This window comes from Nonomuraea angiospora (genome assembly GCF_014873145.1).
In the GTDB taxonomy this organism is placed as follows: Bacteria; Actinomycetota; Actinomycetes; order Streptosporangiales; family Streptosporangiaceae; genus Nonomuraea; species Nonomuraea angiospora.
Genome location: NZ_JADBEK010000001.1, coordinates 4,180,313 through 4,202,622 on the forward strand (window position 1 = coordinate 4,180,313; position 22,310 = coordinate 4,202,622).

The 22,310-nt window shown below is 71.9% G+C and carries 18 protein-coding genes; 8 read left to right on the top strand and 10 right to left on the bottom strand.

Annotated features, from left to right (window positions below):
• Positions 1 to 6 precede the first annotated feature (6 nt).
• The 6 genes from H4W80_RS18880 to H4W80_RS18905 form a co-directional block, all read right to left on the bottom strand.
• Positions 7 to 2,937 (bottom strand): ATP-binding protein, encoded by a 2,931-nt coding sequence (locus H4W80_RS18880; RefSeq protein WP_192786303.1) that lies wholly within the window; start codon positions 2,935 to 2,937, stop codon positions 7 to 9.
• Between the two features lie 55 nt (positions 2,938 to 2,992).
• Positions 2,993 to 3,427 carry a GNAT family N-acetyltransferase gene (locus tag H4W80_RS18885; protein ID WP_192786304.1) on the bottom strand — a complete coding sequence of 145 codons (435 nt, stop codon included), beginning with the start codon at positions 3,425 to 3,427 and terminating at the stop codon, positions 2,993 to 2,995.
• Between the two features lie 95 nt (positions 3,428 to 3,522).
• A complete protein-coding gene (locus H4W80_RS18890; RefSeq protein ID WP_192786305.1) occupies positions 3,523 to 4,659 on the bottom strand; it encodes an acyl-CoA dehydrogenase family protein in 1,137 nt (378 codons plus the stop codon).
• Positions 4,660 to 4,661: 2 nt separating this feature from the next.
• Positions 4,662 to 5,567, bottom strand: a complete 906-nt coding sequence (locus H4W80_RS18895) for a hydroxymethylglutaryl-CoA lyase (RefSeq protein WP_192786306.1) — start codon at positions 5,565 to 5,567, stop codon at positions 4,662 to 4,664.
• A complete protein-coding gene (locus H4W80_RS18900; RefSeq protein WP_192786307.1) occupies positions 5,567 to 7,639 on the bottom strand; it encodes an acetyl/propionyl/methylcrotonyl-CoA carboxylase subunit alpha in 2,073 nt (690 codons plus the stop codon). The genes H4W80_RS18895 and H4W80_RS18900 overlap by 1 nt, the downstream gene beginning before the upstream one ends.
• Before the next feature lie 3 nt (positions 7,640 to 7,642).
• Positions 7,643 to 9,211 (bottom strand): carboxyl transferase domain-containing protein, encoded by a 1,569-nt coding sequence (locus tag H4W80_RS18905; RefSeq protein ID WP_192786308.1) that lies wholly within the window; start codon positions 9,209 to 9,211, stop codon positions 7,643 to 7,645.
• 62 nt (positions 9,212 to 9,273) lie between these two features.
• Here H4W80_RS18905 and H4W80_RS18910 point away from each other — a divergent pair, with 62 nt between their 5' ends.
• The 4 genes from H4W80_RS18910 to H4W80_RS18925 all read left to right on the top strand — a co-directional run bounded on the left by H4W80_RS18910 (position 9,274) and on the right by H4W80_RS18925 (position 12,425).
• Positions 9,274 to 9,867, top strand: a complete 594-nt coding sequence (locus tag H4W80_RS18910) for an SACE_7040 family transcriptional regulator (RefSeq protein WP_192786309.1) — start codon at positions 9,274 to 9,276, stop codon at positions 9,865 to 9,867.
• 83 nt (positions 9,868 to 9,950) lie between these two features.
• On the top strand, positions 9,951 to 10,589 hold the full coding sequence (locus H4W80_RS18915) for a PadR family transcriptional regulator (RefSeq protein WP_318786936.1): 639 nt from the start codon (positions 9,951 to 9,953) through the stop codon (positions 10,587 to 10,589).
• Position 10,590: 1 nt separating this feature from the next.
• Positions 10,591 to 11,568 carry an ATP-binding cassette domain-containing protein gene (locus H4W80_RS18920; RefSeq protein WP_192786310.1) on the top strand — a complete coding sequence of 326 codons (978 nt, stop codon included), beginning with the start codon at positions 10,591 to 10,593 and terminating at the stop codon, positions 11,566 to 11,568.
• 2 nt (positions 11,569 to 11,570) lie between these two features.
• Positions 11,571 to 12,425 (top strand): ABC transporter permease, encoded by an 855-nt coding sequence (locus tag H4W80_RS18925; protein ID WP_192786311.1) that lies wholly within the window; start codon positions 11,571 to 11,573, stop codon positions 12,423 to 12,425.
• A gap of 51 nt (positions 12,426 to 12,476) precedes the next feature.
• Here the strand turns inward: H4W80_RS18925 and H4W80_RS18930 are convergent, their stop codons facing one another.
• A complete protein-coding gene (locus H4W80_RS18930; protein WP_192786312.1) occupies positions 12,477 to 13,826 on the bottom strand; it encodes a hypothetical protein in 1,350 nt (449 codons plus the stop codon).
• Between the two features lie 195 nt (positions 13,827 to 14,021).
• On the opposite strand from H4W80_RS18930, the gene H4W80_RS18935 reads away from it, so the two are divergent.
• A complete protein-coding gene (locus H4W80_RS18935) occupies positions 14,022 to 16,244 on the top strand; it encodes a thiamine pyrophosphate-dependent enzyme (protein ID WP_192786313.1) in 2,223 nt (740 codons plus the stop codon).
• 22 nt (positions 16,245 to 16,266) lie between these two features.
• On the opposite strand, the gene H4W80_RS18940 is transcribed toward H4W80_RS18935, so the two are convergent.
• A complete protein-coding gene (locus tag H4W80_RS18940) occupies positions 16,267 to 18,168 on the bottom strand; it encodes a serine/threonine-protein kinase (RefSeq protein WP_192786314.1) in 1,902 nt (633 codons plus the stop codon).
• A gap of 45 nt (positions 18,169 to 18,213) precedes the next feature.
• The gene (locus H4W80_RS18945; protein ID WP_192786315.1) at positions 18,214 to 18,912 is read right to left on the bottom strand and encodes a M50 family metallopeptidase; all 699 of its coding nucleotides are present in this window, start codon (positions 18,910 to 18,912) and stop codon (positions 18,214 to 18,216) included.
• A gap of 34 nt (positions 18,913 to 18,946) precedes the next feature.
• Here H4W80_RS18945 and H4W80_RS18950 point away from each other — a divergent pair, with 34 nt between their 5' ends.
• The 3 genes from H4W80_RS18950 to corA are packed head-to-tail and all read left to right on the top strand — an operon-like array spanning position 18,947 to position 21,440.
• A complete protein-coding gene (locus H4W80_RS18950; protein ID WP_318786937.1) occupies positions 18,947 to 19,831 on the top strand; it encodes an amidohydrolase family protein in 885 nt (294 codons plus the stop codon).
• Positions 19,832 to 19,838: 7 nt separating this feature from the next.
• Positions 19,839 to 20,306, top strand: a complete 468-nt coding sequence (locus H4W80_RS18955; RefSeq protein WP_192786316.1) for a nuclear transport factor 2 family protein — start codon at positions 19,839 to 19,841, stop codon at positions 20,304 to 20,306.
• Positions 20,307 to 20,321: 15 nt separating this feature from the next.
• Complete coding sequence (gene corA, locus H4W80_RS18960; protein WP_192786317.1) at positions 20,322 to 21,440, top strand: magnesium/cobalt transporter CorA; 1,119 nt, start codon at positions 20,322 to 20,324, stop codon at positions 21,438 to 21,440.
• An 85-nt stretch (positions 21,441 to 21,525) separates the two neighbouring features.
• Here corA and H4W80_RS18965 read toward each other — a convergent pair whose 3' ends face one another.
• The gene (locus tag H4W80_RS18965) at positions 21,526 to 22,284 is read right to left on the bottom strand and encodes a Clp protease N-terminal domain-containing protein (protein ID WP_192786318.1); all 759 of its coding nucleotides are present in this window, start codon (positions 22,282 to 22,284) and stop codon (positions 21,526 to 21,528) included.
• Positions 22,285 to 22,310: the final 26 nt, after the last annotated feature.

Sequence of the window (22,310 nt, forward strand, 5' to 3'; positions counted from 1 at the left end):
CGCCGCTCACACGGGCGCGTCGAACAGGCGCAGCCGGTAGGCGGTGGCGGCGGCCTCGCCCCGGGTGGCGACGCCCAGCTTGGCCAGGATGTTGGAGACGTGCACGCTCACCGTCTTCGCCGAGATGAACAGCGCCTCGGCGATCTCCCGGTTGCTCCGCCCGTTCGCCACCTCCCGCAGCACCTCCAGCTCGCGAGCCGTCAGCCCCAGCGGCGGCCCGTCGGCCGCCTCCTCGGCGCCCCCGATCCTGGCCCGCCGCCCGAAGGCGTCGAGCTGCTCCAGCAGCGGCGTGGCGCCCAGCCGGGCGGCCAGCTCCCGCGCGCGGCCCAGCCGTTCCGCGGCCTCCTGCCGGTCGCCGCCCGCCAGCGCCGCCTGCGCCGCGCCCACCAGGCAGCGGGCCTCGGCGTACGGCTGCCGCAGCGCCGCCCACGCCCCCGCCGCCCGGTCCCAGGCCTCGAACCGCCACGCGGGCGGCTCGGCGGCGCCGTCGTCCGGCTCGGGACCCGTCAGCGCCGTGAAGGTGAGGTGCTGCGCCCGCTGGAGGTCGCCGTCGACCTCGAGCTCCCGCCCCAGCGCCCGCAGCCTCGCCAGCGGGGTTTCCACACCCATGGCGGCGCGCCCGTGATGCGGCGCCACGGAGCCGAGGAGGTCGGCGATGGTCACCAGCACCGGCCAGCAGTAACGCGGGGTGTCCAGCAGATCGCGCTCCTCCATGGCCTGGGCGGCCACCTTCACCGCGGCCTCCAGTTCCCCGCGCGCGTGCAGCAGCCGCACCTCCCTGCACAGGTGCGGCAGGACCGACTGGTCGCGGAAGGTCCCGCGCGACAGCACGTTCCGCGCCGACCCCAGCAGCCGCTCCGCCCGGTCGAGCTCCCCGCGCGCCAGCGCGATGTCCATGGCGAACCCCTGCAGGCTGGCTTGGGTGGGCGCCGGCGGCGCGAGGTCGAGCGCGCGCTCGATCACCTCCAGCGCCTCGTCCCACTGCCCCAGTGACACCAGCGGCTCGGCCAGGTTGATCGCCAGGAACGCGCCGGAGGTGCGGGCCAGCCCGTACTGGCGGGCCTCCTCGATGCCGTCGCGGGCCACCTGCGCGGCCCGCTCGTGGCGGCCCGCGCCCTCCAGCGCGTCGGACTCGGAGATCGCGCAGCGCATCAACACGTTGAACGCCTCGTCGCCGCCGGCGAGTCTGCGCGCCTGCGCGAACGCCTCCATCTGCGCCTCGATCTCGGAGAAGCCGAATCGCGCCCAGGCGAGGTCGATCAGCGCGTGCGCCTCCACCCTGGGGTCGCCCAGCTCGTGGGCGATCTCCATCGCGAGCCGGCCCGTGGTGAGCCGCTCCGACAGGGCCTCGCGCCCGTGGAGCATGCGGGAAAGGGTCTCCAGGACCTGGGCCCGGAGGTTGGTCGGCTTGTCGGAGGCGACCAGCGCGGCCGCCTCTCGCAGGTCGTCGAGGAAGCCGGGGCGGCCCAGGTCGTAGCGGGTCAGGCCGCGCTGGCGCAGCAGCTTGGCCGCCCTGATCGGGTCGGCGTCGCGGTCGATCTCGGCGAGGGCGGCGCTCGCCAGGGCGACGGCCCGTTCGTACTCGCCGGCGAGATGTGCGACCGTGGCCGTGTTCCTGAGCACGTCGATGCGGTCGCAGTCGATGCGCTCGGCGGCGTCGGGCACCTGATCCCACAGCTCCAGCACCCTGGACAGCATCCCGAGCTGCTCGTCGTAGGCGGTGGACCGGCGGGCGACGCCGGCCGCCTGCCAGGCGCTGACCAGCGCCCAGGTGGCGTCGTGGGCGGAGTGCCAGTGGTGGGCCAGCTCGATCGCGCCGCGCGGGGCGGGCAGGATCGACAGGTCGCGCTCCAGCGCCTCGGCGAAGCGGGTGTGCAGGCGGGTGTGCTCGCCGGGCAGCAGGTCGTCGTGGAGCGCCTCGCGGATCAGCGCGTGCCGGAAGCAGTAGCCCTCGCCGTCGACGGTGAGCACGTTTCCCGCCACGGCGGGCCGCAGCGCGCTGGAGAGCGCGCTCTCGTCGAGCCCGGCGACGGCGGAGAGCAGGTCGTGCTCGATGCGCTGCCCGCCGGCGCTGGCCACGCGCAGCAGCTCCTGCGTCTCGGCGGGCAGCCGCTCGACGCTGGCCAGCAGCAGGTCGCGCAGCGACTCCGGCAGCGCGACGCCGCCTCCGTCGCTCAGCAGCGCCTCCACGAACAGCGGGTTTCCCTCGCTGCGCGCGTAGATCAGGTCCATGTCGGCGGGGGACGGCTCCCGCTCCAGGATGCCGGCCGCCTGCGCGACGGCCTCCCTGCGGGTGAGCCTGCGCAGCTCGACCCTGCGCACCCGCTCGACCCGGCCCAGCTCGGCGAGGAGCGGGCGCAGGGGGTGGGTGCGGTGCAGCTCGTCGGTGCGGTACGTGACCACGATCAGCAGGCCCGCCGCGGTCGGCTGGTAGCGGACCAGGAACGACAGCAGGTCGCGGGTGGACCGGTCGGCCCAGTGGGCGTCCTCGACGATCAGCAGCACGGGCCGCTCCTCGGCCAGCCGCTCCAGCAGCCCCAGCACCTGCTCGAACAGCCGCGCCCTGGCCTCGGGCCCGTCGCCGTCCGGCTCCCCGAACTCGGGCAGCAGCCGCGCCAGCCCGCGCGTCGTGCCGCCCGGCACCAGCGCCGCCACCCCGTCGCGGCCCAGCTCGCGCACGAGCCCGCGCAGCACGGCGGTGAACGGCGCGAACGGCAGGCCCTCGGTGCCCAGCTCCAGGCACCCGCCGACCAGCACCAGCGCGTCGTCGGCCCGATCGGTGAACTCCTTGATCAGCCGGGTCTTGCCGACGCCGGCCTCTCCGCCGACGAGCACGGCGGACGACGCCCCGGCACGCGCCCCGGCCAGCGCGTCGCCGAGGGCGGCGAGCTCACGGGCGCGCCCGACGAAGCGGGGGCTGACGGCATGGATACTCACGCCCTAAGAATGCCATCAGGCTAGGACAGAATTCCCCGCCGCCGGGGCAGAACAACTAGCGCAGGACCTTGCGGAAGAACGTGGCAGAGGCCTCGTAGCCCAGCGCGTGGTAGAACTCGGGCGCCCGCCGCGTGGCCATCGCCACGTAGCCCGCCTCCCGCGAGCGCGCCCACCGCTCGAACTCCTCCAGCAGGGCCCGCCCGATCCCCTGCCGGCGCGCCCCGGAGCCGACCATGGCCTCCTCGACCCAGGCGACCGGCCCGTTGGCGAACAGCGTCAGATGCACGAACCCCAGCAGGTAGCCCTGCACCCGCCCGCCCACGACGGCCGCGAGCAGCAGGGCGTCCTCGTTCGCCAGCAGCTCGGGCAGGGCGGCGTCGAAGGCCCCGCGCTCCGGCCTGAACGTCAGGCCGAACTCACGCGCCAGCGCGAACACCTCGTCCGCGTCCGCCTTCTCCGCCCTCCTGATGAGAAGATCGTCAGCCGTCATGACTGACGACACTAGATCGTCCGAGGTCGCGGACGCAAACTCCCTCGATTCGCCCCGCCGAAAGCGCTCACCCGAAAACGCTCGGCCGGAAACGCTCAGAGGTCGCCCAGGCCGAGCTGCCGGGCGATGAGCATGCGCTGCACCTCGCTCGTGCCCTCACCGATCTCCAGCACCTTGGCGTCGCGGTAGAAGCGCCCCACGGGGAACTCGTTCATGAACCCGTAGCCGCCGAACACCTGTGTGGCGTCCCGCGCGTTGTCCATGGCCGCGTTCGACGAGACCAGCTTGGCGATCGCGGCCTCCTTCTTGAACGGCGCCCCGGCCAGCATCTTCTCGGCCGCGTGGTAGTAGGCCAGGCGGGCGGTGTGGGCGCGGGCCTCCATGTCGGCGATCTTGAACTGGATGGCCTGGTAGTGGCCGATCGGGTGGCCGAACGCCTTGCGGTCCCTGACGTACTTGACGCTTTCGTCCACGCACCCCTGGGCCAGTCCCACGCTGAGCGCGGCGATCGCGATGCGGCCCTCGTCGAGGGTCTGCAGGAACTGGGCGTAGCCGCGGCCGCGCTCGCCCAGCAGGTTCGCGGCGGGGACGCGGCAGTCGCTGAAGGACAGCTCGCGGGTGTCGGAGGCGTTCCAGCCGACCTTGGAGTACTTCTTCGACACCGTGAACCCGGGCGTGCCGCTCGGCACGAGGATCGTGGAGATCTCCCGCTCGCCGGTGATCGCGGCCACGCCGACGACGGCCGTGATGTCGGTGCCGGAGTTGGTGATGAAGGCCTTCGTCCCGTTGATCACCCATTCGGGCCCGTCCAGCACGGCCGTAGTGCGCATCCCGCCCGGCACGTCGGACCCGCCGCCGGGCTCGGTCAGGCCGAACGCGCCCAGGGCCGCGCCCGAGGTCAGCCTGGGCAGCCAGTGCTCGCGCTGCTCATCGGTGCCGAACCGGTAGATCGGCATCGCGCCCAGCGACACCGCGGCCTCCAGGGTGATCGCCACGCTGGAGTCGACGCGGGCCAGCTCCTCCAGCGCCACGCACAGGGCGAAGTAGTCGCCGCCCATGCCGCCGTACTCCTCCGGGAACGGCAGCCCGAACAGCCCCATGGCGCCCATCTGCCGCACGATGTCGTACGGGAACTCCTCCCGTTCGTAGTAGTCGCCGATCACCGGCGCGACCACCTCGCGGGCGAACGACTCGACGGTCTTGCGCAGCTCTTCGTACTCGTCCTTGAGCATGGTCAGCCTTTCGACAGCGCCTGTACGACGCGGGAGGGGCTGGGCCGGCCGAGCAGCTCCGCCAGCCAGGTGCTGGTGGACACGAGCTTGCCCAGGTCGAGCCCGGTCTCGATGCCGAGCCCCCGCAACATCCAGACCAGGTCTTCGGTCGCGAGGTTGCCGGTGGCGGACTCGGCGTACGGGCAGCCGCCGATGCCGCCCGTGGAGGCGTCGATCGTGGTCACGCCCGCTCTCAACGCGGCCAGGGTGTTGCCGAGCGCCTGGCCGTAGGTGTCGTGGAAGTGCACGGCGAGCCGCTCGGGGCGGCGGAACGCCTTGATCAGCGCGGTCACGTGCCCGGGCGTGCCGACCCCGATGGTGTCGCCGAGCGACAGCTCGTAGCAGCCGAGCCCGAGCAGCCGCTCCCCGACGGAGACGACCTGGGCGATCGGCGTCGGCCCCTCCCAGGGGTCGCCGAAGCACATCGACACGTACGCGCGCACCCGCACGCCGTTGTCCAGCGCCCTGGCCACGACCGGGTCGAACATCTCGAACTGGCTCTCCAGGCTGCGGTTGAGGTTCTTGGCGGCGAACGTCTCGGTGGCGCTGGCGAAGATGGCGATCTCGTCCACGCCGCGCTCCAGGGCCCGGTCGAGGCCGCGCAGGTTGGGGACGAGGACCGGGTAGCGCACGCCCGGCTTCCTGCGCAGCCGGGCCAGCAGCTCGTCGGCGTCGGCGAGCTGCGGCACCCATTTCGGGTGGACGAAGCTGGTCGCCTCGATCACCTTGTGCCCGGCGTCCGCGAGCCGGTCGATGAACTCGGCCTTCACCTCGACGGGCACGATCGAGGACTCGTTCTGCAGGCCGTCGCGCGGGCCGACCTCGTAGATCGTGACCTGCTGCGGAAGCCCTTCCATCGGGTACGGCATCACGCCTCCTCCCTGCTTATGGCCTCACTCCGTGAGGCGGGTTCGGTCGCCCTCGATGCCGTCGCCTTCCCCCGCTCTGGTCGCTGCGCTCCCGCCGCTCCTCCAGACGACGGCGCTCCCTCACCGGCGACTACGGCCAGCACCGCGTCCATGTCGACCGGCTGGCCCGCCTGGACCGCCAGCTCGGAGACCACACCGTCGCGCGGGGCGGTGACCGTGTGCTCCATCTTCATGGCCTCGACGATCACCAGCGGCTGGCCTTCGGTGACCCGGTCGCCGGCCTGGGCCTTGACCACCAGGACGGTGCCGGGCATGGGGCTCCTGACGACGCCGTCGCCCTGGGCCGCCGCGCCGGGCCGGTCGCCGGGGTCGCCGATGAGGTGCCGGGTGAGCGCCCACGCCGCGCCGTCCTTGCCGAGCCAGAGCGTGTCGGCATGGCGTACGCGCAGGTAGTGCTCGGTGCGGCCGCCGATCTTGACGGTCAGCTCCCCGTCGCCGAGCCGGATGCGCGCGGGCACGATCTCATCGTTCATCCGGACTTCGGCGGATTCTTCGGGCAGGCCGCGGACCTGGACCGCGTGCACCCCGTCCCTCGACTCCAGCCGCCACGTCGTCCAGGCCCGCTCGCCGACCCGCCAGCCGTCCGTGACCTCCCACGGATCGTCGCCCCGGGGCAGGGCGTGGAAGGCGAGCGCCGCCGCCGCGAGCACGTCGGCGGGCACATCGGCGGACGGGAGCAGCTCGGGGAGCACGCGCTCGACCAGCCCGGTGTCCAGCTCGCCCGCCTTGACGGCCGGATGCTCGGCGAGGGCCCGCAGGAACGGGATGTTGGTGACCACGCCGAGGACCGCCGTGCGGGCCAGGGCCCGGTCGAGCGTCCTGAGCGCCGCGGCCCGGTCCGGCGCCCAGGCGACGACCTTGGAGAGCATCGGGTCGAACTCGCTGCCCACGACGCCGCCCTCGACCAGCCCGGAGTCCACCCGTACGACGGGCGCGGGGCCGCCCGGGGCCCCGCCGTCCGGCTCGCGCAGCGCCAGCACGTGGCCGCCCGTCGGCAGGAAGCCGCGGGCCGGGTCCTCGGCGTAGACGCGGGCCTCGACGGCGTGCCCGTCGAGGCGCACGTCGTCCTGCCCGAACGGCAGCGGCTCGCCCGCCGCGACCCGCAGCTGCAGCTCGACCAGGTCGAGCCCGGTCACCAGCTCGGTGACGGGGTGCTCCACCTGGAGGCGGGTGTTCATCTCCATGAAGTGGTAGGACCCGGTGGTCCCGTCCACGATGAACTCGACCGTGCCCGCCCCCACGTAGCCCACCGAGCGCGCGGCCTCCACCGCGGCCGAGCCCATGCGGGCGCGCGTCTTAGGGTCGACGAAGGGCGAGGGGGCCTCCTCGATGATCTTCTGGTGCCTGCGCTGCAGGCTGCACTCGCGCTCGCCCAGGTGCAGGACGTTGCCGTGGGTGTCGGCCAGGATCTGCAGCTCGATGTGGCGGGGGCTCTCGACGTACCGCTCGATCAGCAGGGTCGCGTCGCCGAACGCCGCCCGTGCCGTGCGCCGGGCCGACTCCAGGGCGTCGGGCAGCTCGGCGGCCGACCGTACGAGCACCATGCCCTTGCCCCCGCCGCCCGCGGAGGGCTTGATCAGCGCGGGGAACTCGCGCCAGGACTCCAGCGAGTCTCCGGGTTCGGCCCCGCCGGGCACGACGGGCACCCCGGCCGCCGACACCGTGGCCTTGGCGCGGATCTTGTCGCCCATGGCGTCGACGGCCTCGGGCGGCGGGCCGACGAACACCAGCCCGGCCTGCGCGCACCGCCGCGCGAACGCGGCGTTCTCGGCGAGGAAGCCGTAGCCGGGGTGGACGGCCTGCGCCCCGGACGCCAGCGCCGCATCGACAATTGCCTCAATATCCAGATATTTCGGCACTTGGTGGGAGAGGTCGGCCTCCAGCACGTGCCGGGCTCCGGCGTCCGACGCCGTGTGCACGGCCACCGACGTGATGCCGAGCCGGCGCAGCGTGCGGATGATCCGTACGGCGATCTCGCCCCTGTTGGCGATCAGAACACGGTCGAACAACATGCGTCACATCCGGAAGACGCCGTAACCGGCGGGCTCGAGCGGGGCATTGGCCGCCGCGGACAGCGCCAGGCCGAGGACGGTGCGGGTGTCGAGCGGGTCGATCACGCCGTCGTCCCACAGCCTGGCCGTGGAGTAGTACGGGTTGCCCTGGTGCTCGTACTGGGCCCTGATCGCGTCGGCGTCGGCGGTGCCGACCGTGGTGAGCACGTTCGCGGCCTGCTCGCCGCCCATGACCGAGATGCGGGCGTTCGGCCACATCCACAGGAACCTGGGCGAGTACGCCCGCCCGGCCATCGCGTAGTTGCCCGCCCCGAAGGAGCCGCCGACCACGACGGTGAACTTGGGCACCCGCGCGCACGAGACGGCGGTGACCATCTTGGCGCCGTGCTTGGCGATGCCGCCCGCCTCGTAGGCCTTGCCGACCATGAAGCCGCTGATGTTCTGCAGGAAGACGAGCGGGATCCGCCGCTGGTCGCACAACTCGATGAAGTGGGCGCCCTTCATCGCGGACTCGCTGAACAGGATGCCGTTGTTGGCCACGATCCCCACCGGATGGCCGTGGAGGTGGGCGAACCCGGTCACGAGGGTCGAGCCGTACTCGGCCTTGAACTCCAGGAAGCGCGAGCCGTCCACGATCCTGGCGATCACCTCGCGCACGTCGTAGGGCTGGCGCGTGTCGGCGGGCACGATCCCGTACAGGTCGCGCGGGTCGTGCCGAGGCGCCTCGGGCGCGATCGTGTCCCACGGCCTTGGGGCGCGCGGGGCCAGGGTGGAGACGATGTCCCGGACGATGGCCAGCGCGTGCGCGTCGTCCTCGGCCAGGTGGTCGGTGACGCCGCTGACCCGCGCGTGCAGGTCGCCGCCGCCCAGCTCCTCGGCCGTGACCTCCTCGCCGGTGGCCGCCTTCACCAGCGGCGGGCCGCCCAGGAAGATCGTGCCCTGGCCGCGCACGATGACGGCCTCGTCGCTCATCGCGGGCACGTACGCGCCGCCCGCCGTGCACGAGCCGAGCACGGCGGCGATCTGCGGGATGCCGCGGGCGGACATGGTGGCCTGGTTGTAGAAGATGCGGCCGAAGTGCTCGCGGTCGGGGAACACCTCGTCCTGCTTGGGCAGGAACGCGCCGCCCGAGTCGACGAGGTAGACGCACGGCAGGTGGTTGTGCAGGGCCACCTCCTGCGCGCGCAGGTGCTTCTTGACCGTCATCGGGTAGTACGTGCCGCCCTTGACGGTGGCGTCGTTGGCGACGATCACGCACTCGCGGCCGGAGACCCGGCCGACCCCCGTGATGATCCCCGCGGCGGGCGCCTGGTCGTCGTAGAGGCCGTTGGCGGCCAGCGGCGACAGCTCCAGGAAGCGGGAGCCGGGGTCGAGCAGGCCGTCTACGCGGTCGCGCGGCAGCAGCTTGCCGCGCTCGACGTGGCGCGCGCGCGAGCGCTCGGGGCCGCCCCGGGCGGCGGCCTCCAGCCGCTCCAGCAGCTCGGCGGCCAGCCGCTCGTTGAGCTCGGCGTTGCGTTTGTACGCCTCGCCGCCGGGATCGGCGGACGACTTCAGCACCGGCCACTCGCTCATGACGCCCCTCTCATAGCACGAGATGTTAGTCATCATTAACGTAGTCGTCTAGCATGTGAGACGTGACCACTACCGCCCCTACCCGGAATCGCCGCAACAGGCGCGGGGAGATCCTGGAGGCGGCGGCCCGGCTGTTCGCCGCGCGCGGTTTCCACGGCGTCTCGATCGAGGACATCGGCGCCGCGGTCGGCGTCTCGGGCCCCGCGCTCTACCGGCACTTCAGCGGCAAGGACGCGCTGCTGTCGGAGATGCTGCTCGACGTCAGCTCGCGGCTGCGCGAGTCGGCCGCCGCGGTGGTCACCTCGTGCCCGGATCCGCAGGAGACGCTGGACGCGCTGCTCAACGTGCAGATCACGTTCGCCCTGGAGCAGCCGGCGCTGATCACCGTGCACGACAGGGAGCTGGGCAACGTGCCCGAGCCCGAGCGGCGCCAGATCAGGCGGCTGCAGCGGCTCTACGTCGAGGAGTGGGTCACCGTGCTGGCCGAGCTGCACCCGGCCTGCCCGGCCGCGCGGCTGCGGGCCGCGACGCACGCCGTGTTCGGGCTGCTCAACTCCACGCCGCACAGCGCGGGCGAGCTGGGCGCGGGGGACATGCGGCCGCTGCTGCACGCCATGGCGCGGTCGGCCATCGCCGCCGCTGTTAGCGCTCGCTAACTTCCAGGGATCTGCCCGGAATGCCCTTCACGTGCCAACTATCTAGATATATCGTCAAGATATCTCGATAGTTGGAGGTAATCGTGGAAGAGCCTGACTTCTGGGATGCCCCGCACCCCCACCCCCCGATCCCCCCGCACCCGCCCAGCCTCCCGCTGGGCCCCCCGCTGGGCCCCCCGCCCGGTCCGCCGCCGGGGCCGGGCGGCTTCGGCCCGCCCTTCGCGCCGCACCCGCCGGGGCCCCACTTCGGCACCGTGGTCCACTGGGAGACGCCCGCTCCGCGGGTGCGCCGCGGCGACGTCCGGGCCGCCCTGCTGGCGCTGCTCCTCGAAGGACCGCAGAACGGCTACCAGATGATCCAGAGCATCGAGGAGCGCAGCCGCGGCGTCTGGCGGCCCAGCCCCGGCTCCGTCTATCCGGCGCTGCAGCAGCTCGAGGACGAGGGCCTGGTGTCCGGGGACGAGTCCGGCGGGAGCCGTACGTACCGGCTGACGGAGGAGGGCCGCCGCCAGGCGGCCAGGTACGCCGACGAGGCGCCGTGGGACGAGGTCGCCCGCACGGCCGTGCCGCCGGACCACCACGAGTTGCGCCTGCTCTGGGCCCAGCTCAACGAGGCGTTCTCCCACCTGGTCCGCACGGCCGACGAGCGTCAGATCGCGGCGGCCAAGGAGCTGGTCAAGAAGACGCGCAGGTCCATGTTCCAGATCCTGTCGGAGGGCTGAGATGGCGGCTGACGCGGCGGTCGCCGTGCGCGGCCTGCGGAAGACGTACGGGAAGGTCGAGGCCGTCAAGGGCGTCGACTTCGAGGTGCGCCCCGGCGAGGTGTTCGGCTTCCTCGGCCCGAACGGCGCCGGCAAGACCACCACCATCAGCATGCTCTGCACGCTGGTGAACCCCACCGGCGGCAGCGCCACCGTGGCGGGCCACGACGTGGTCAGGGATCGTGACGAGGTCCGCAGGAACATCGGCCTCGTCTTCCAGGACCCCACCCTCGACGGCTACCTGAGCGCCGAGCAGAACCTGCGCTTCCACGCCGAGCTGTACGGCGTGCCCAAGAGCGCGGTCGGCGACCGGATCCGGCAGGTCATGGAGATGGTCGCGCTGTGGGACCGCAGGGACGCCAAGGTGATGACGTTCTCCGGCGGCATGAAGCGGCGGCTGGAGATCGCCCGCGGGCTGCTGCACTCCCCGCGCGTGCTCTTCCTCGACGAGCCCACCGTGGGGCTCGACCCGCAGACCCGCTCGGCCATCTGGGGCTACATCAACCAGCTGCGGCTCCTGGAGGACATCACCATCTTCATGACCACGCACTACATGGACGAGGCCGAGTACTGCGACCGGATCGCGATCATCGACCACGGCGAGATCGTCGTCATCGACTCGCCCGAGGCGCTGAAGGCCAGCGTCGGCAAGGACCGGGTGCAGATCCAGACCTCCGACGACACGGAGGCGATCAAGGCGCTGCGGGAGCGGTTCGGGCTGGAGGCGGCCGTGCGCGAGGGCGCGGTGACGTTCGGGGTGGCCTCGGGCGAGGAGTTCGTGCCGAGGCTGTTCGCCGAGCTCGGCATGCCGATCAGATCGGTGAGCGTGTCGCGGCCGTCCCTGGACGACGTGTTCATGTCGTACACCGGCTCCACGATCCGCGACGCCGAGGCCGGCGACGGCAACCTGGCGTTCATGAGAGCGATGGCGAGGCGATAGTCATGGCGACAGAGGCCGTCGGCGTCCGCGTGCCGGTCCGCGGCGCCGGTCACGACCTGCGGGCGATCAAGGTCGTCCTCCACCGGGAGATGCTGCGCTTCGTCAACGACCGCACCCGCATGGCGTCCATGCTGGTGCAGCCCGTGCTCTGGCTGTTCGTCATGGGCACGGGGCTCGGGTCGCTGGTGCGGGGGGCGATCCCCGGGATCGACTACCGCACGTTCATGTACCCCGGCATGATCTCCATGACCGTGATCATGACCGGGATGTTCTCGGCCGGGTCCATCGTGTGGGACCGCGAGTTCGGCTTCCTCAGGGAGATGCTGGTCGCGCCCGTCTCACGCGGGGCGATCGTGGTCGGCAAGTGCCTGGGCGGGGCCATCGTGGCCACCGGGCAGGGCATCCTCATCCTGGCCATGGCGGGGCTGGTGGGGGTGCCCTACTCGCCCGCGCTCCTCGTGACGCTGCTGGCGGAGATGTTCCTCGCGGCGTTCACGATCACGGCCTTCGGGGTGATGCTGGCGGCCCGGATGAAGAACATGCAGACCTTCTTCGGCCTGATGCAGATGGCGATCATGCCCATGATGTTCCTGTCGGGCGCGATGTTCCCGCTGGCCAACCTGCCGTCGTGGCTGCACGTGCTGACCGTGGTCAACCCGATGACGTACGCGGTGGACCCGCTGCGCCAGGCGGTCTTCTCGCACCTCGACGTGCCGGCGCAGGTGAACGCGGTGCTGAACCCCGGGGTCCGGTGGTTCGACTTCCAGGTGCCGGTGCTCCTCGAGCTCGGCCTCGTGGCGGCCCTGGGGCTGGCGCTGCTGGGGGTGGGGATCGCGGAGTTCAGGCGGGCGGAGTAGAACGGGACGAGGCCCGGGGCGGTGTTCCCCGGGCCTCGTCCGCGTGTCAGATCAGCGCTTGACCCGGACGTAGTCCGAGCCGCTGGTGGCGCCGTAGGTGTCGTCGTCACCGCCGAACACGAACCGCCAGCGGCCCGAGTTCCAGCCCTTGACCTTGGTGTAGAGCCCGCCACCGTCGTTGGACCAGGTCGTCTTCACGTACTGCCACTTCTTCGAGCCCGCGGGCTTGAAGAACAGCGCGACCTTGCCCGAGTAGCCCTCCCAGGAGCCCTCGTCGAAGACCTGCAGGCGGCCCTTGAACTTCAGGTACTTGCCGCGCTTGACCGGCTCGGGGTACGCGTTGAACTTGATCAGCCGCGTGTCCGCCTTGGACGCCGCGGGAGGCGGCGCCGGCTGGTTGACCTTGACCCAGTCGGCGTCGCTGACCGAGCCGCGGACACCGCGGGTGCCCTCGTACTCGGCCCGCCACCAGCCCGAGGTCTGCGCGGGGGCGGAGGCCCAGAAGCGGCCGCCGCGGCCGGTCACGTCGCTGGTGACGTACTCCCACCTGGACGAGCCGTCGGCCTTGAAGAAGATCGAGACCCGCTCGCCGGCCACGCCGCCGCGGTCCTGGACCAGCAGGGCGCCGCTGAAGGTGAGCCGGTCACCCTTGTCCACCGGCTCGGGGCGGGCGTCGAAGCCGGCGATCCTGCTGCCCAGGACGCCGCGGCTGACGTCGACCCGGTCGGTGTCGCTGACCGAGCCCTTGGCCGCGGACGTGCCCGCGAACTCGGCCCGCCACCAGCCGGTCTCGTCGGCCCGCACGGTGGCGCTGAACCAGCCGTTGCCACCGGTCGTCACCTTGGCGACGTGGCGGTAGGCGTCGGTGCCGCGCTCGCGGAAGGTGATGGCGACGCTCTGGCCGCCGTAGCCCTTGCCGTCGGCGAGGAGCTGACCGGTGACCTTGATCAGGTCACCCTTGTCCACGGAGTCGGGGCTGGCGTCGAAGTCGACGATCTTGGTGTCGAGCACCTTCTTGACCGAGACCTCGAACGTGCCGCCGCGGGAGGCGCCTGCGGCGACGGCGAGCCAGCTCCACGTGCCGGCGTTCGTGGAGTCGAAGGACCGGGTGCCGGTCCACTTCGTCCAGTCGCCGTCCTTGGTGGACGTCAGGTCGACGGGCTTGCCGACGCTGACGTCGCCCGGGGGCTTGAGCTGGAGCTCGGCCTTGTCGGCCCCCTTGGTGGCGAAGCTGAACGTGGCCGTGACCGCGCCGCTGGTGACGTCGATCGGAGAATTGGGACTGATCCCGACCCGGGTGATGACGGGATCCGCGGCCGCCGTCGCTGCGGAGGGAGCCATGACCAGGGCTCCGGCTCCGAGCGCCACTGCAAGGGCGGCCACACGAATGCGTTGTAACATGCGGGTTCCTTTCAGAGACCCAATGGTTCAACGCGGCATTGAGGGTGCCACGTGTGTCAAATAAGTAGACGTACGCGCCGACCGGAAGGTTTAGGATTCTGACAAACCGTTATATGTCGGGGTCAAACGGACCGGTCCACAACATGTCAGCCACGTCCGGCAGACGTCAGCGCCAATGAAAGACATAATCGAGGTGTGGCGCGCGACACAGTTGAGACTCATTTCACCCAGGCGGTTGCGACGCTGAAGGCGGGCCCCGCGCGAGATCCGGGGCTGCCGGTCCGCGAGGGCAGCTCGCTGACCGGCGAGCAGTGCATGCAGCTGTTCCGGCGCCAGCTCGACAGCCGCCTGCTGGACATCGCGGCCCGCTGGCTGAAAGAGCGGGACGAGGGCTACTACACGATCGGCTCGGCCGGCCACGAGGGCAACGCGGCCGTCGCCGCCGCCCTGCGGCCCACCGACCCGGCCCTGCTCCACTACCGCTCCGGCGCGTTCTACCTGACCAGGTCCGAGCAGGCGGGCAGGCTGCCCGAGCAGGGCATCCGCGACGTGCTGAAGGGCCTTGCCGCGGCGGCCGACGAGCCGATCGCGGGCGGCCGGCACAAGGTGTTCGGCCATCCCGACCTGGCCGTCATCCCCCAGACCTCCACGATCGCCAGCCACCTGCCCAGGTCCGTCGGCGTGGCGTTCGCCATCGAGCGGGCGTCGGCGGCGATCGGCGAGCAGGCCCGCTGGCCCGCCGACGCGGTCGCGGTGTGCAGCTTCGGCGACGCCTCGATCAACCACGCGAGCGCCCTGAGCGGCTTCAACACCGCCTCCTACGCCACCTACCAGGGACAGGCGCTGCCGCTGCTGTTCGTGTGCGAGGACAACGGCATCGGCATCAGCGTCCGCACGCCCAAGGGCTGGGTGGAGGCGGCGCTGCGGCGCCCCGGCATCGAATACTTCGCCGCCGACGGCTGCGACCTCGCCGCGGCGTACGACGCCGCCGTCCGCGCGGTCGCGCACGTACGCGAGCGCCGCTCCCCCGCCTTCCTCCACCTGACCACCGTGCGGCTCATGGGGCACGCCGGCTCCGACGTCGAGCAGGCCTACCGCACCCAGCGCGAGATCAGGGCCGACCTGGAGCGCGACCCGCTGGTGCGCACGGCCGAGCTGCTCGTGGAGGGGGGGCAGAGCACGCCGGAAGAGCTGCTCAGGACGTACGAGTCCGAGCGCGAGCACGTGCTGCGGCTCGCCCTGGAGACGACGCGCAGCCCGCGGCTCGGCTCCGCCAAGGAGGTCATGGAGCCGATCGCGCCGCGCAAGCCGGAGCTGATCGCCAAGATCAGCCCGATGGCGGCCCCGGCCCCGGATCGGGAGAAGGCGTTCGCCGGGGCGCTGCCCGAGCACGACAAGCCGATGACGCTCTCGCAGGCCATCAACCGCACGCTCGCCGACGCGCTGGCGGTCTACCCCGAGATGACCGTGTTCGGCGAGGACGTCGCCAAGAAGGGCGGCGTCTACGGCGTGACCAGGGGGCTGCAGAAGCGGTTCGGCGGCGGCCGGGTGTTCGACACGCTGCTGGACGAGCAGGCCATCCTGGGGCTGGCGCTGGGGGCCGGCGTGTCGGGGCTGCTGCCCGTGCCGGAGATCCAGTATCTCGCCTACCTGCACAACGCGCTCGACCAGATCCGGGGGGAAGCGGCCACGCTGTCGTTCTTCTCGCGCGGCTCCTACACCAACCCGATGGTGGTCCGGGTGGCCGGCTACGCCTACCAGAAGGGGTTCGGCGGCCACTTCCACAACGACAACGCCGTGGGCGCGCTGCGCGACATCCCCGGCCTGGTCATCGCCTCCCCCGCGCGCCCCGACGACGCGGCCGCCATGCTGCGCACGTGCCTGGCGGCGGCCCGCACGTCGGGGTCGGTGTCGGTGTTCCTGGAGCCGATCGCGCTCTACCACACGCGCGACCTGTTCGAGGAGGGCGACGGGGGCTGGCTGGCGCCGTACGCGCCGCCCGGGCGCTGGCCGGAGACGCACGTGCCGATCGGGCAGGCGCGCTCCTACGGCGACGGGCGCGACCTGACGATCGTGACGTTCGGCAACGGCGTGCGGATGAGCCTGCGGGCCGCGGTGCGGCTGACCCAGGAGGGATACGGATGCCGCGTGCTCGACCTGCGCTGGCTGGCGCCGCTCCCGATGGACGACGTGCTGCGGGCGGCCGAGCTGACCGGCGCCGTGCTGATCGCCGACGAGACCCGGCACACCGGCGGCGTGTCGGAGGGCATCATGGCGGAGCTGGCCGACGCCGGGTTCACCGGCAAGCTCGCGCGGGTGACCTCGTCCGACAGCTTCATCCCCCTGGGCGGGGCGGCCGAGCACGTGCTGCTGTCGGAGGCCGAGATCGAGCAGGCGGCGCGCAAGCTCCTGGGGTGAGCCCTGGGGTGAGCGCGGCGGGCTACGGGTTGGAGCGGGCGACCGCGCCCCTGATGCACGTCGGCTTCGACCAGGCGACCGTCGAGCTCTCCGAGATGCGCAGCGGGACGCCCACCAGGAAGCAGTAGCCGCTGTCCGGGTCCAGCCCCGCGACGCGGGTGGCGGTGGTGCCCTGGGCCAGGGCGGTGATGGCCTGCTCGCCCTTCTTGATCGGGGAGCGCTGGAGGACCACCGGATAGCGGCGGGCGCCCGCGGGGAGCGTCCACTTCAGCTCGACGAGGGCGCCCTGGTCGGCGGTCACCTTCAGGCCGCGCGGGGTCAGCGCGGCGACGGACTGCTTGTCGATGGGCTCGGTGTCCCGGGTGCCCGGCTCGGACGCCGAAGGCTGGGTGGTGTGTGACGGGTCGTTCTGCTGGAGCGACAGGTAGACGGCCGCGCTGGTGCCGCCCACGACGACGGCCGCCACGGCGGCGCCGATCACGAGGCCCCGCGGCAGGCGCCCCCCGCCGCCCGGCGCGGTCGTCGCGCCGTGCGCCGGCGGGGTGGTGGCCGAGGCGACGGACGGCGGCGCGGACGCCCCGGCCGCGTGGTAGCCGGACGGCCCACCGCCCACACCCGGGCCCTGCCCGCCGCCCACGCCCGGGCCCTGCCCGCCGCCCACGCCCGGGCCCTGCGCACCGCCGGTGCCCGGCCCCTGCGCGCCGGGAGGCCCGCCCTCGGGGAGGCCGCCGATTCCCGGCGCGTGCCGGCCTGTGGCGTACGGGGCGCCGGTGCCCGTCGCCCGCGCTTCCGGAGCGAACGGTGACGGCTGCGCGTCCGGGGCGAAGGGCGACGGCTGCGCTTCGGGGGCGAACGGCGACGGCCGGCCGGGGCCGCCGGGCAGGTGGTGGCCGGTGGACGGCAGATGGTTGCCCGTGGTCGGGAGCTGAGGGCTCCCCAGGTGCTGGGAGCTCCCCGGGTGCTGGGGGCTTCCTGGAGGCTGGGGGCTCCCCTGATGCTGGGGTTCGGCGGTGGGCGGGTCGTCGAGGCGGGGGCGGGGCACCGTGGACATCGCCGGTCCCGGGCCGGGGTCCTGGCCCACCAGGTCGGTCACCGGCAGGCCCAGCTCGGCCTGCACCTCCTGCAGCCGCCGGGCGAACTCCCGCGCCGACCCGTACCGCACCTCGGGCTGCTTGGACATCGCCCGCAGCACCGTCTCGAGGACCGGCGGCGGCACGTCCGAGCGGTTGATGGGGGGCGGCTCGACGCTGAGCACCCGGTACATCAGGGGCGCGATCGACGGGTCCGTCGGGTTGTGGAAGGCGGGCTGGCCGGCCAGCAGGTGGTAGAGGGTCGAGCCGAGCGAGTAGATGTCGGTCGAGGCCGAGTGCGGCTGCCCGGTGAGCACCTCGGGGGCGGCGTGCAGCGGGGTGAACGCCTGCGACGTGGCCGAGATCTCCGAGGAGTCCACGACCCGGGCCACGCCGAAGTCGGCGATGGCGACCTCGCCGTACCGGGAGATGAGGATGTTCTGCGGCTTGATGTCGCCGTGCAGGACCCCGGCCTCGTGTACGGCGGCCAGCGCCCCGGCCAGCTTCACCCCGGCCCGCAGCACGTCGGGCACCTGCAGCGGCCCCTCCTTGCGGACCTTGTCGCGCAGCGAGCCGTTCTCGAAGTAGTCCATCGCGATGTACGGCTTGCCGGAGCGGGTGACGCCGGTGTCGAAGACGGTCACGACGTTGGGGTGGCCGGTCAGGCGGCCGGTGAGCTGCAGCTCGCGCTGGAACCTGCGCATCGTGCGCTGGTCGACCCGGTCGACGGACAGCACCTTGAGCGCCACGACCCGGTCGAGGCGCTCCTGGTAGGCGCGGTACACGACGGCGAAGCCGCCCTGGCCCGCCTGATCGAGTACCCGGTAGCCGGGCGCGTCCTCGACTGGCAGCACGGCACTCCCCCCTGTTGCAGGCGAGCTTAGTGCGAATTTTGGGGGTTAGAGCGGATTCATGAGGTACGCGCCGAAGGCCGCGGACGCGACCGACACCACGAAGAAGAAGAACACGTAGAACCCGCCGGGCAGGAACGTCAGCCTGGCCAGCTGGTCGGCGTCGGAGTCTCTCGCCTGCCGCCGGCGCCGCTTGCGCTGCAGCTCGATGATCGGCCTGATCCCGCCGAACAGCAGGATCCAGACCGCGACCAGGGCGACGACCTGCTGCACCTCGGCCGGCGCGTACATGATCAGAGCGAACACGGCGCCGCCGGTGGCGAGCAGGATCAGCGCGCCGTACAGGTTGCGGATCAGCAGCAGCATGCAGACCAGGAACAGCAGCACGCTCCAGATCAGCAGCGTGATGTGCCCCATCTCGGTCAGCCAGGCGGCGGCCAGCCCCAGCAGCGGAGGCGCCACATAGCCGGCGAGCGCGGTCAGCACCATGCCGGGCCCGGTGGGCCTGCCCCTGGTCAGCGTCACGCCGGAGGTGTCGGAGTGGAGGCGGATGCCTTCGAGCTTGCGTCGGGTGACCAGCGCCATCAGCGCGTGGCCGCCCTCGTGGGCGATCGTGATCAGGCCTCTGGTCACCTGCCAGGGCATGCGGAAGCCGACGAGCACGAACGCGGCGAGAGCCGAGACCCCCACGACCCAGGGGTCGGGGTCAGGCTGAACCTTGATCAGGTGGGCCCAGAGCTGTTCCATCGAGGAGAAACCCTATCCAGGTAGAGTCTCGTCCGTGGCCACAGAACAAGATTCTGACGCCCGGGTGCCGGACTGGTGGCGCGGGCTCGGCTTGCCCGGCCTGATCGACCTGCACGTCCACTTCCTGCCGGAGCGGATGGAGCGGCGGGTGTGGCACCACTTCAGGCACGGCGGCCCGCTGATGGGGAACGGCTGGAAGATCGAGTACGAGTGGCCGGCGGAGGAGCGGGTCGCGCTGCTGCGGGCCATGGGCGTGCGCGCGTTCCCCGCCCTCGCCTATGCGCACAAGCCGGACATGGCGCTCGATCTCAACGCCTGGACGCTGGAGTTCGCCCGCCGTACACCTGGATGCCTGCCTTCGGCGACCTTCTACCCAGAGCCTGGCGTCGTGGAGTACGTGCGCCGGGCGCTGGAGGACGGGGCCAGGATCTTCAAGGTGCACCTCCAGGTCGGCGGGTTCGACCCGCGGGCCGCCGAGCTGGAGGAGGTCTGGGGGCTGCTGGCGGAGGCCGGGGTGCCGGTGGTGACGCACGCCAGCTCGGTGCCCGTGCCGGGCGGGCACATCGGGCCCGGGCCGATCGGCGAGGTGCTGCGCAGGCATCCGCGGCTGCGGGTGGTGATCGCGCATCTGGGGATGCCGGAGTACGACCCGTTCTTCGAGCTGGCCGCCCGCTACGAGCGGGTCGCGCTGGACACCACGATGGCGTTCACCGACTTCGCCGAGCTGGGCATGCCCTTCCCCGCGCGGCTGAGGCCGGCGTTGCTTGATCTGGGCATTTCCGGCAAGGTGGTGCTGGGCAGTGACTTCCCGACGATTCCGTACTCTTATGCGCATCAGCTCGACGCGCTCGCCCGGCTGGACCTGGGCGATGCCTGGTTGCGGGCTGTGTGCTGGGACAACGGCGCGGTCATGATCTGATAGAAGGGTGAACGATCGGCACGTGGCGCTCATCGGCGCTTTCTACGACGCTCTGGGCCGCGCGGACTTCGCGGCCATGGAGCGCTGCTACCACCCCGAGGTCAGCTTCGGCGATCCGATCTTCCAGGAGGTCGAGGGACGTGATCGCGTGATGGCGATGTGGCGGCTGCAGCTCGGCGTGCGCGACGGCCTCAGATCCACCTACTGCGACGTGACGGCCGACGACTTCACCGGCACCGCGCACTGGACGTCCCGCTACACCTTCTCCAGCACCGGGCGCGAGGTCGTCAACGAGATCGACGCGCTGTTCAGGTTCGAGGACGGCCTGATCGTCCGCCACCACGACGATTTCGACTTCAAGCGCTGGTCGAAGATGGCGCTGGGCAGGCCGCACGGGCTGCTGTTCGGCTGGACGCCGATGTGGCGCAAGACCATCAGAGACCGCGCCACGCAACGACTCGACGAGCTCTCGTAGTTCCAGGAAGTGACCATGGCCAGGGTTAAGGGGTTCAGGCGCAGCGGCGACGTCCACGAGGAAGCGCCCGAGCACTCGATGGACCCGCGCGCCGCGGAGGAGCGGCCCTACCGGCCGACCGTCATCGACAACGCCATCTATCGCGACGGCAGGCGCGTCGACACCCCCGGCTCCCTGGCAGCCGCCTTCGAGTGTCTCAACGAGATCCCGGGCAGCATGGCCTGGATCGGCCTCTACCGGCCGAAGGAGTGGGAGCTGGTCAAGCTCGGCGAGGAGTTCGAGCTGCACGAGCTGGCGCTGGAGGACGCGATCGTCGGCTCCCAGCGGCCCAAGGCCGACCGCTACGGCGACACGCTGTTCGTGGTGCTGCGGGCCGCGCGCTACCTGGACGACGTGGAGGAGGTCGCATTTGGGGAGGTGCACGTCTTCATCGGCCCCAACTTCGTGATCACCGTACGCCATGCCGAGGCCCCCGACCTGCAGGCCGTCCGCAAGCGCATGGAGTCCGAGCCCGAGCTGCTGAAGCAGGGCCCGCAGGCGGTCCTGTACGCCATCCTCGACGCGGTGGTCGACGGCTACGCCCCGGTGGTGGCCGGGCTGCAGAAGGACATCGAGGAGATCGAGGTCCAGGTCTTCGGCGGCGACCCGTCGGTGTCGCGGCGGGTCTACGAGCTGTCCGGCGAGGTGATCGAGTTCCAGCGGGCCACGGCGCCGCTGGTGGGCATGCTCAACGCCTTCATCGCGGGGGCCTCCAAGCACGGGATGAACGACGAGCTGCAGAGCTACCTGCGTGACGTGGCCGACCACGCGATCACGGTGTCGGAGCGGATCTCCGCGTTCCGGCAGATGCTGCAGGACATCCTGATCGTCAACTCGACGCTGGTGACGCAGGCGCAGAACGCGGAGATGGCCCGGATGACGGAGGCGAGCATCCAGCAGGGCGAGGAGGTCAAGAAGATCTCCGCCTGGGCCGCCATCCTGTTCGCTCCGACGTTGGTCGGAACCATTTACGGGATGAATTTCGACTTCATGCCGGAAACGCACTGGGCGTTCGGCTACCCATTCGCGATCGTGCTGATGGCGGCCGTCTGTTTGACCCTTTATCTCGTCTTCAAACGCCGCGACTGGCTCTGAGCGTCACCACGTGGCCCCGATCACGATCCCGACGACGATCAGGGCCACCAGGGTGACGCGGATGGCGGCGGACACCTGGTGATCCTCAGGCGTCCAGCCCCGCGTGCGCTTCCAGCCGTTCGAGCCGCTGGAGGAGTGGCTGCAACTCCTGGCGGATCGCGGCGGACAACATCGCCTGGACGGCGGCGGGCTGGCTCTGGGCCTCGGCGGCCTGCTGCGTCTGCGCCCGCAGGTGGACGTACCCGGCCAGGGCCGCCACCACGGCGCGCCTGGTGAGCCTGGGCTCGGCGCCCAGCCCGCGCAGGACCTGGCCGGCGCCCCCGTCGGGCTCGGCGACGAGGCCGAGCAGGAGGTGCTCGCAGCCGACGTAGTTGTGGCCGAGCGAGGTCGCCTCCGTGACGGCGAACTCCAGCGCGTTGGCCGCCGCCCCGCTGAAGTTGCGCGGCTCCGAGGCGCCGGCCGCGCCGGGGGCGGGCAGGTGGCGGGCCAGGTCGCGCCTGACGTGCTCGGGGTCGATCTCCACGGCCCGCAGGACGTGCAGCGCCAGGTTGGTCCCCTCGCTCAGCATGGCGCCCAGCAGGTGCTCGGTCCCGACGGCTCCGGCCCCTTCCGCCCTGGCCTGGTCGGCGGCCAGTTTGAGGACGGTGCGCGTCCTGGGCGTGAGGTGCGTCAGCGCCCCGGTCGGCTCTTCGAGGTCGAGGTCGCTCAGGACGGTCTCCCTGATGGCGGTCACCCGGCGGACCGCCTGCTCCAGCGCCCGCTGGCACACCGCCGACACCGGCACTCCGGCCTGCTTGACCGCTTCGGCGAGTTCGTCCGGCAGGTAGACGTTTATCTTCGGCATACCCCTACGATAACCCCCATGGGGTT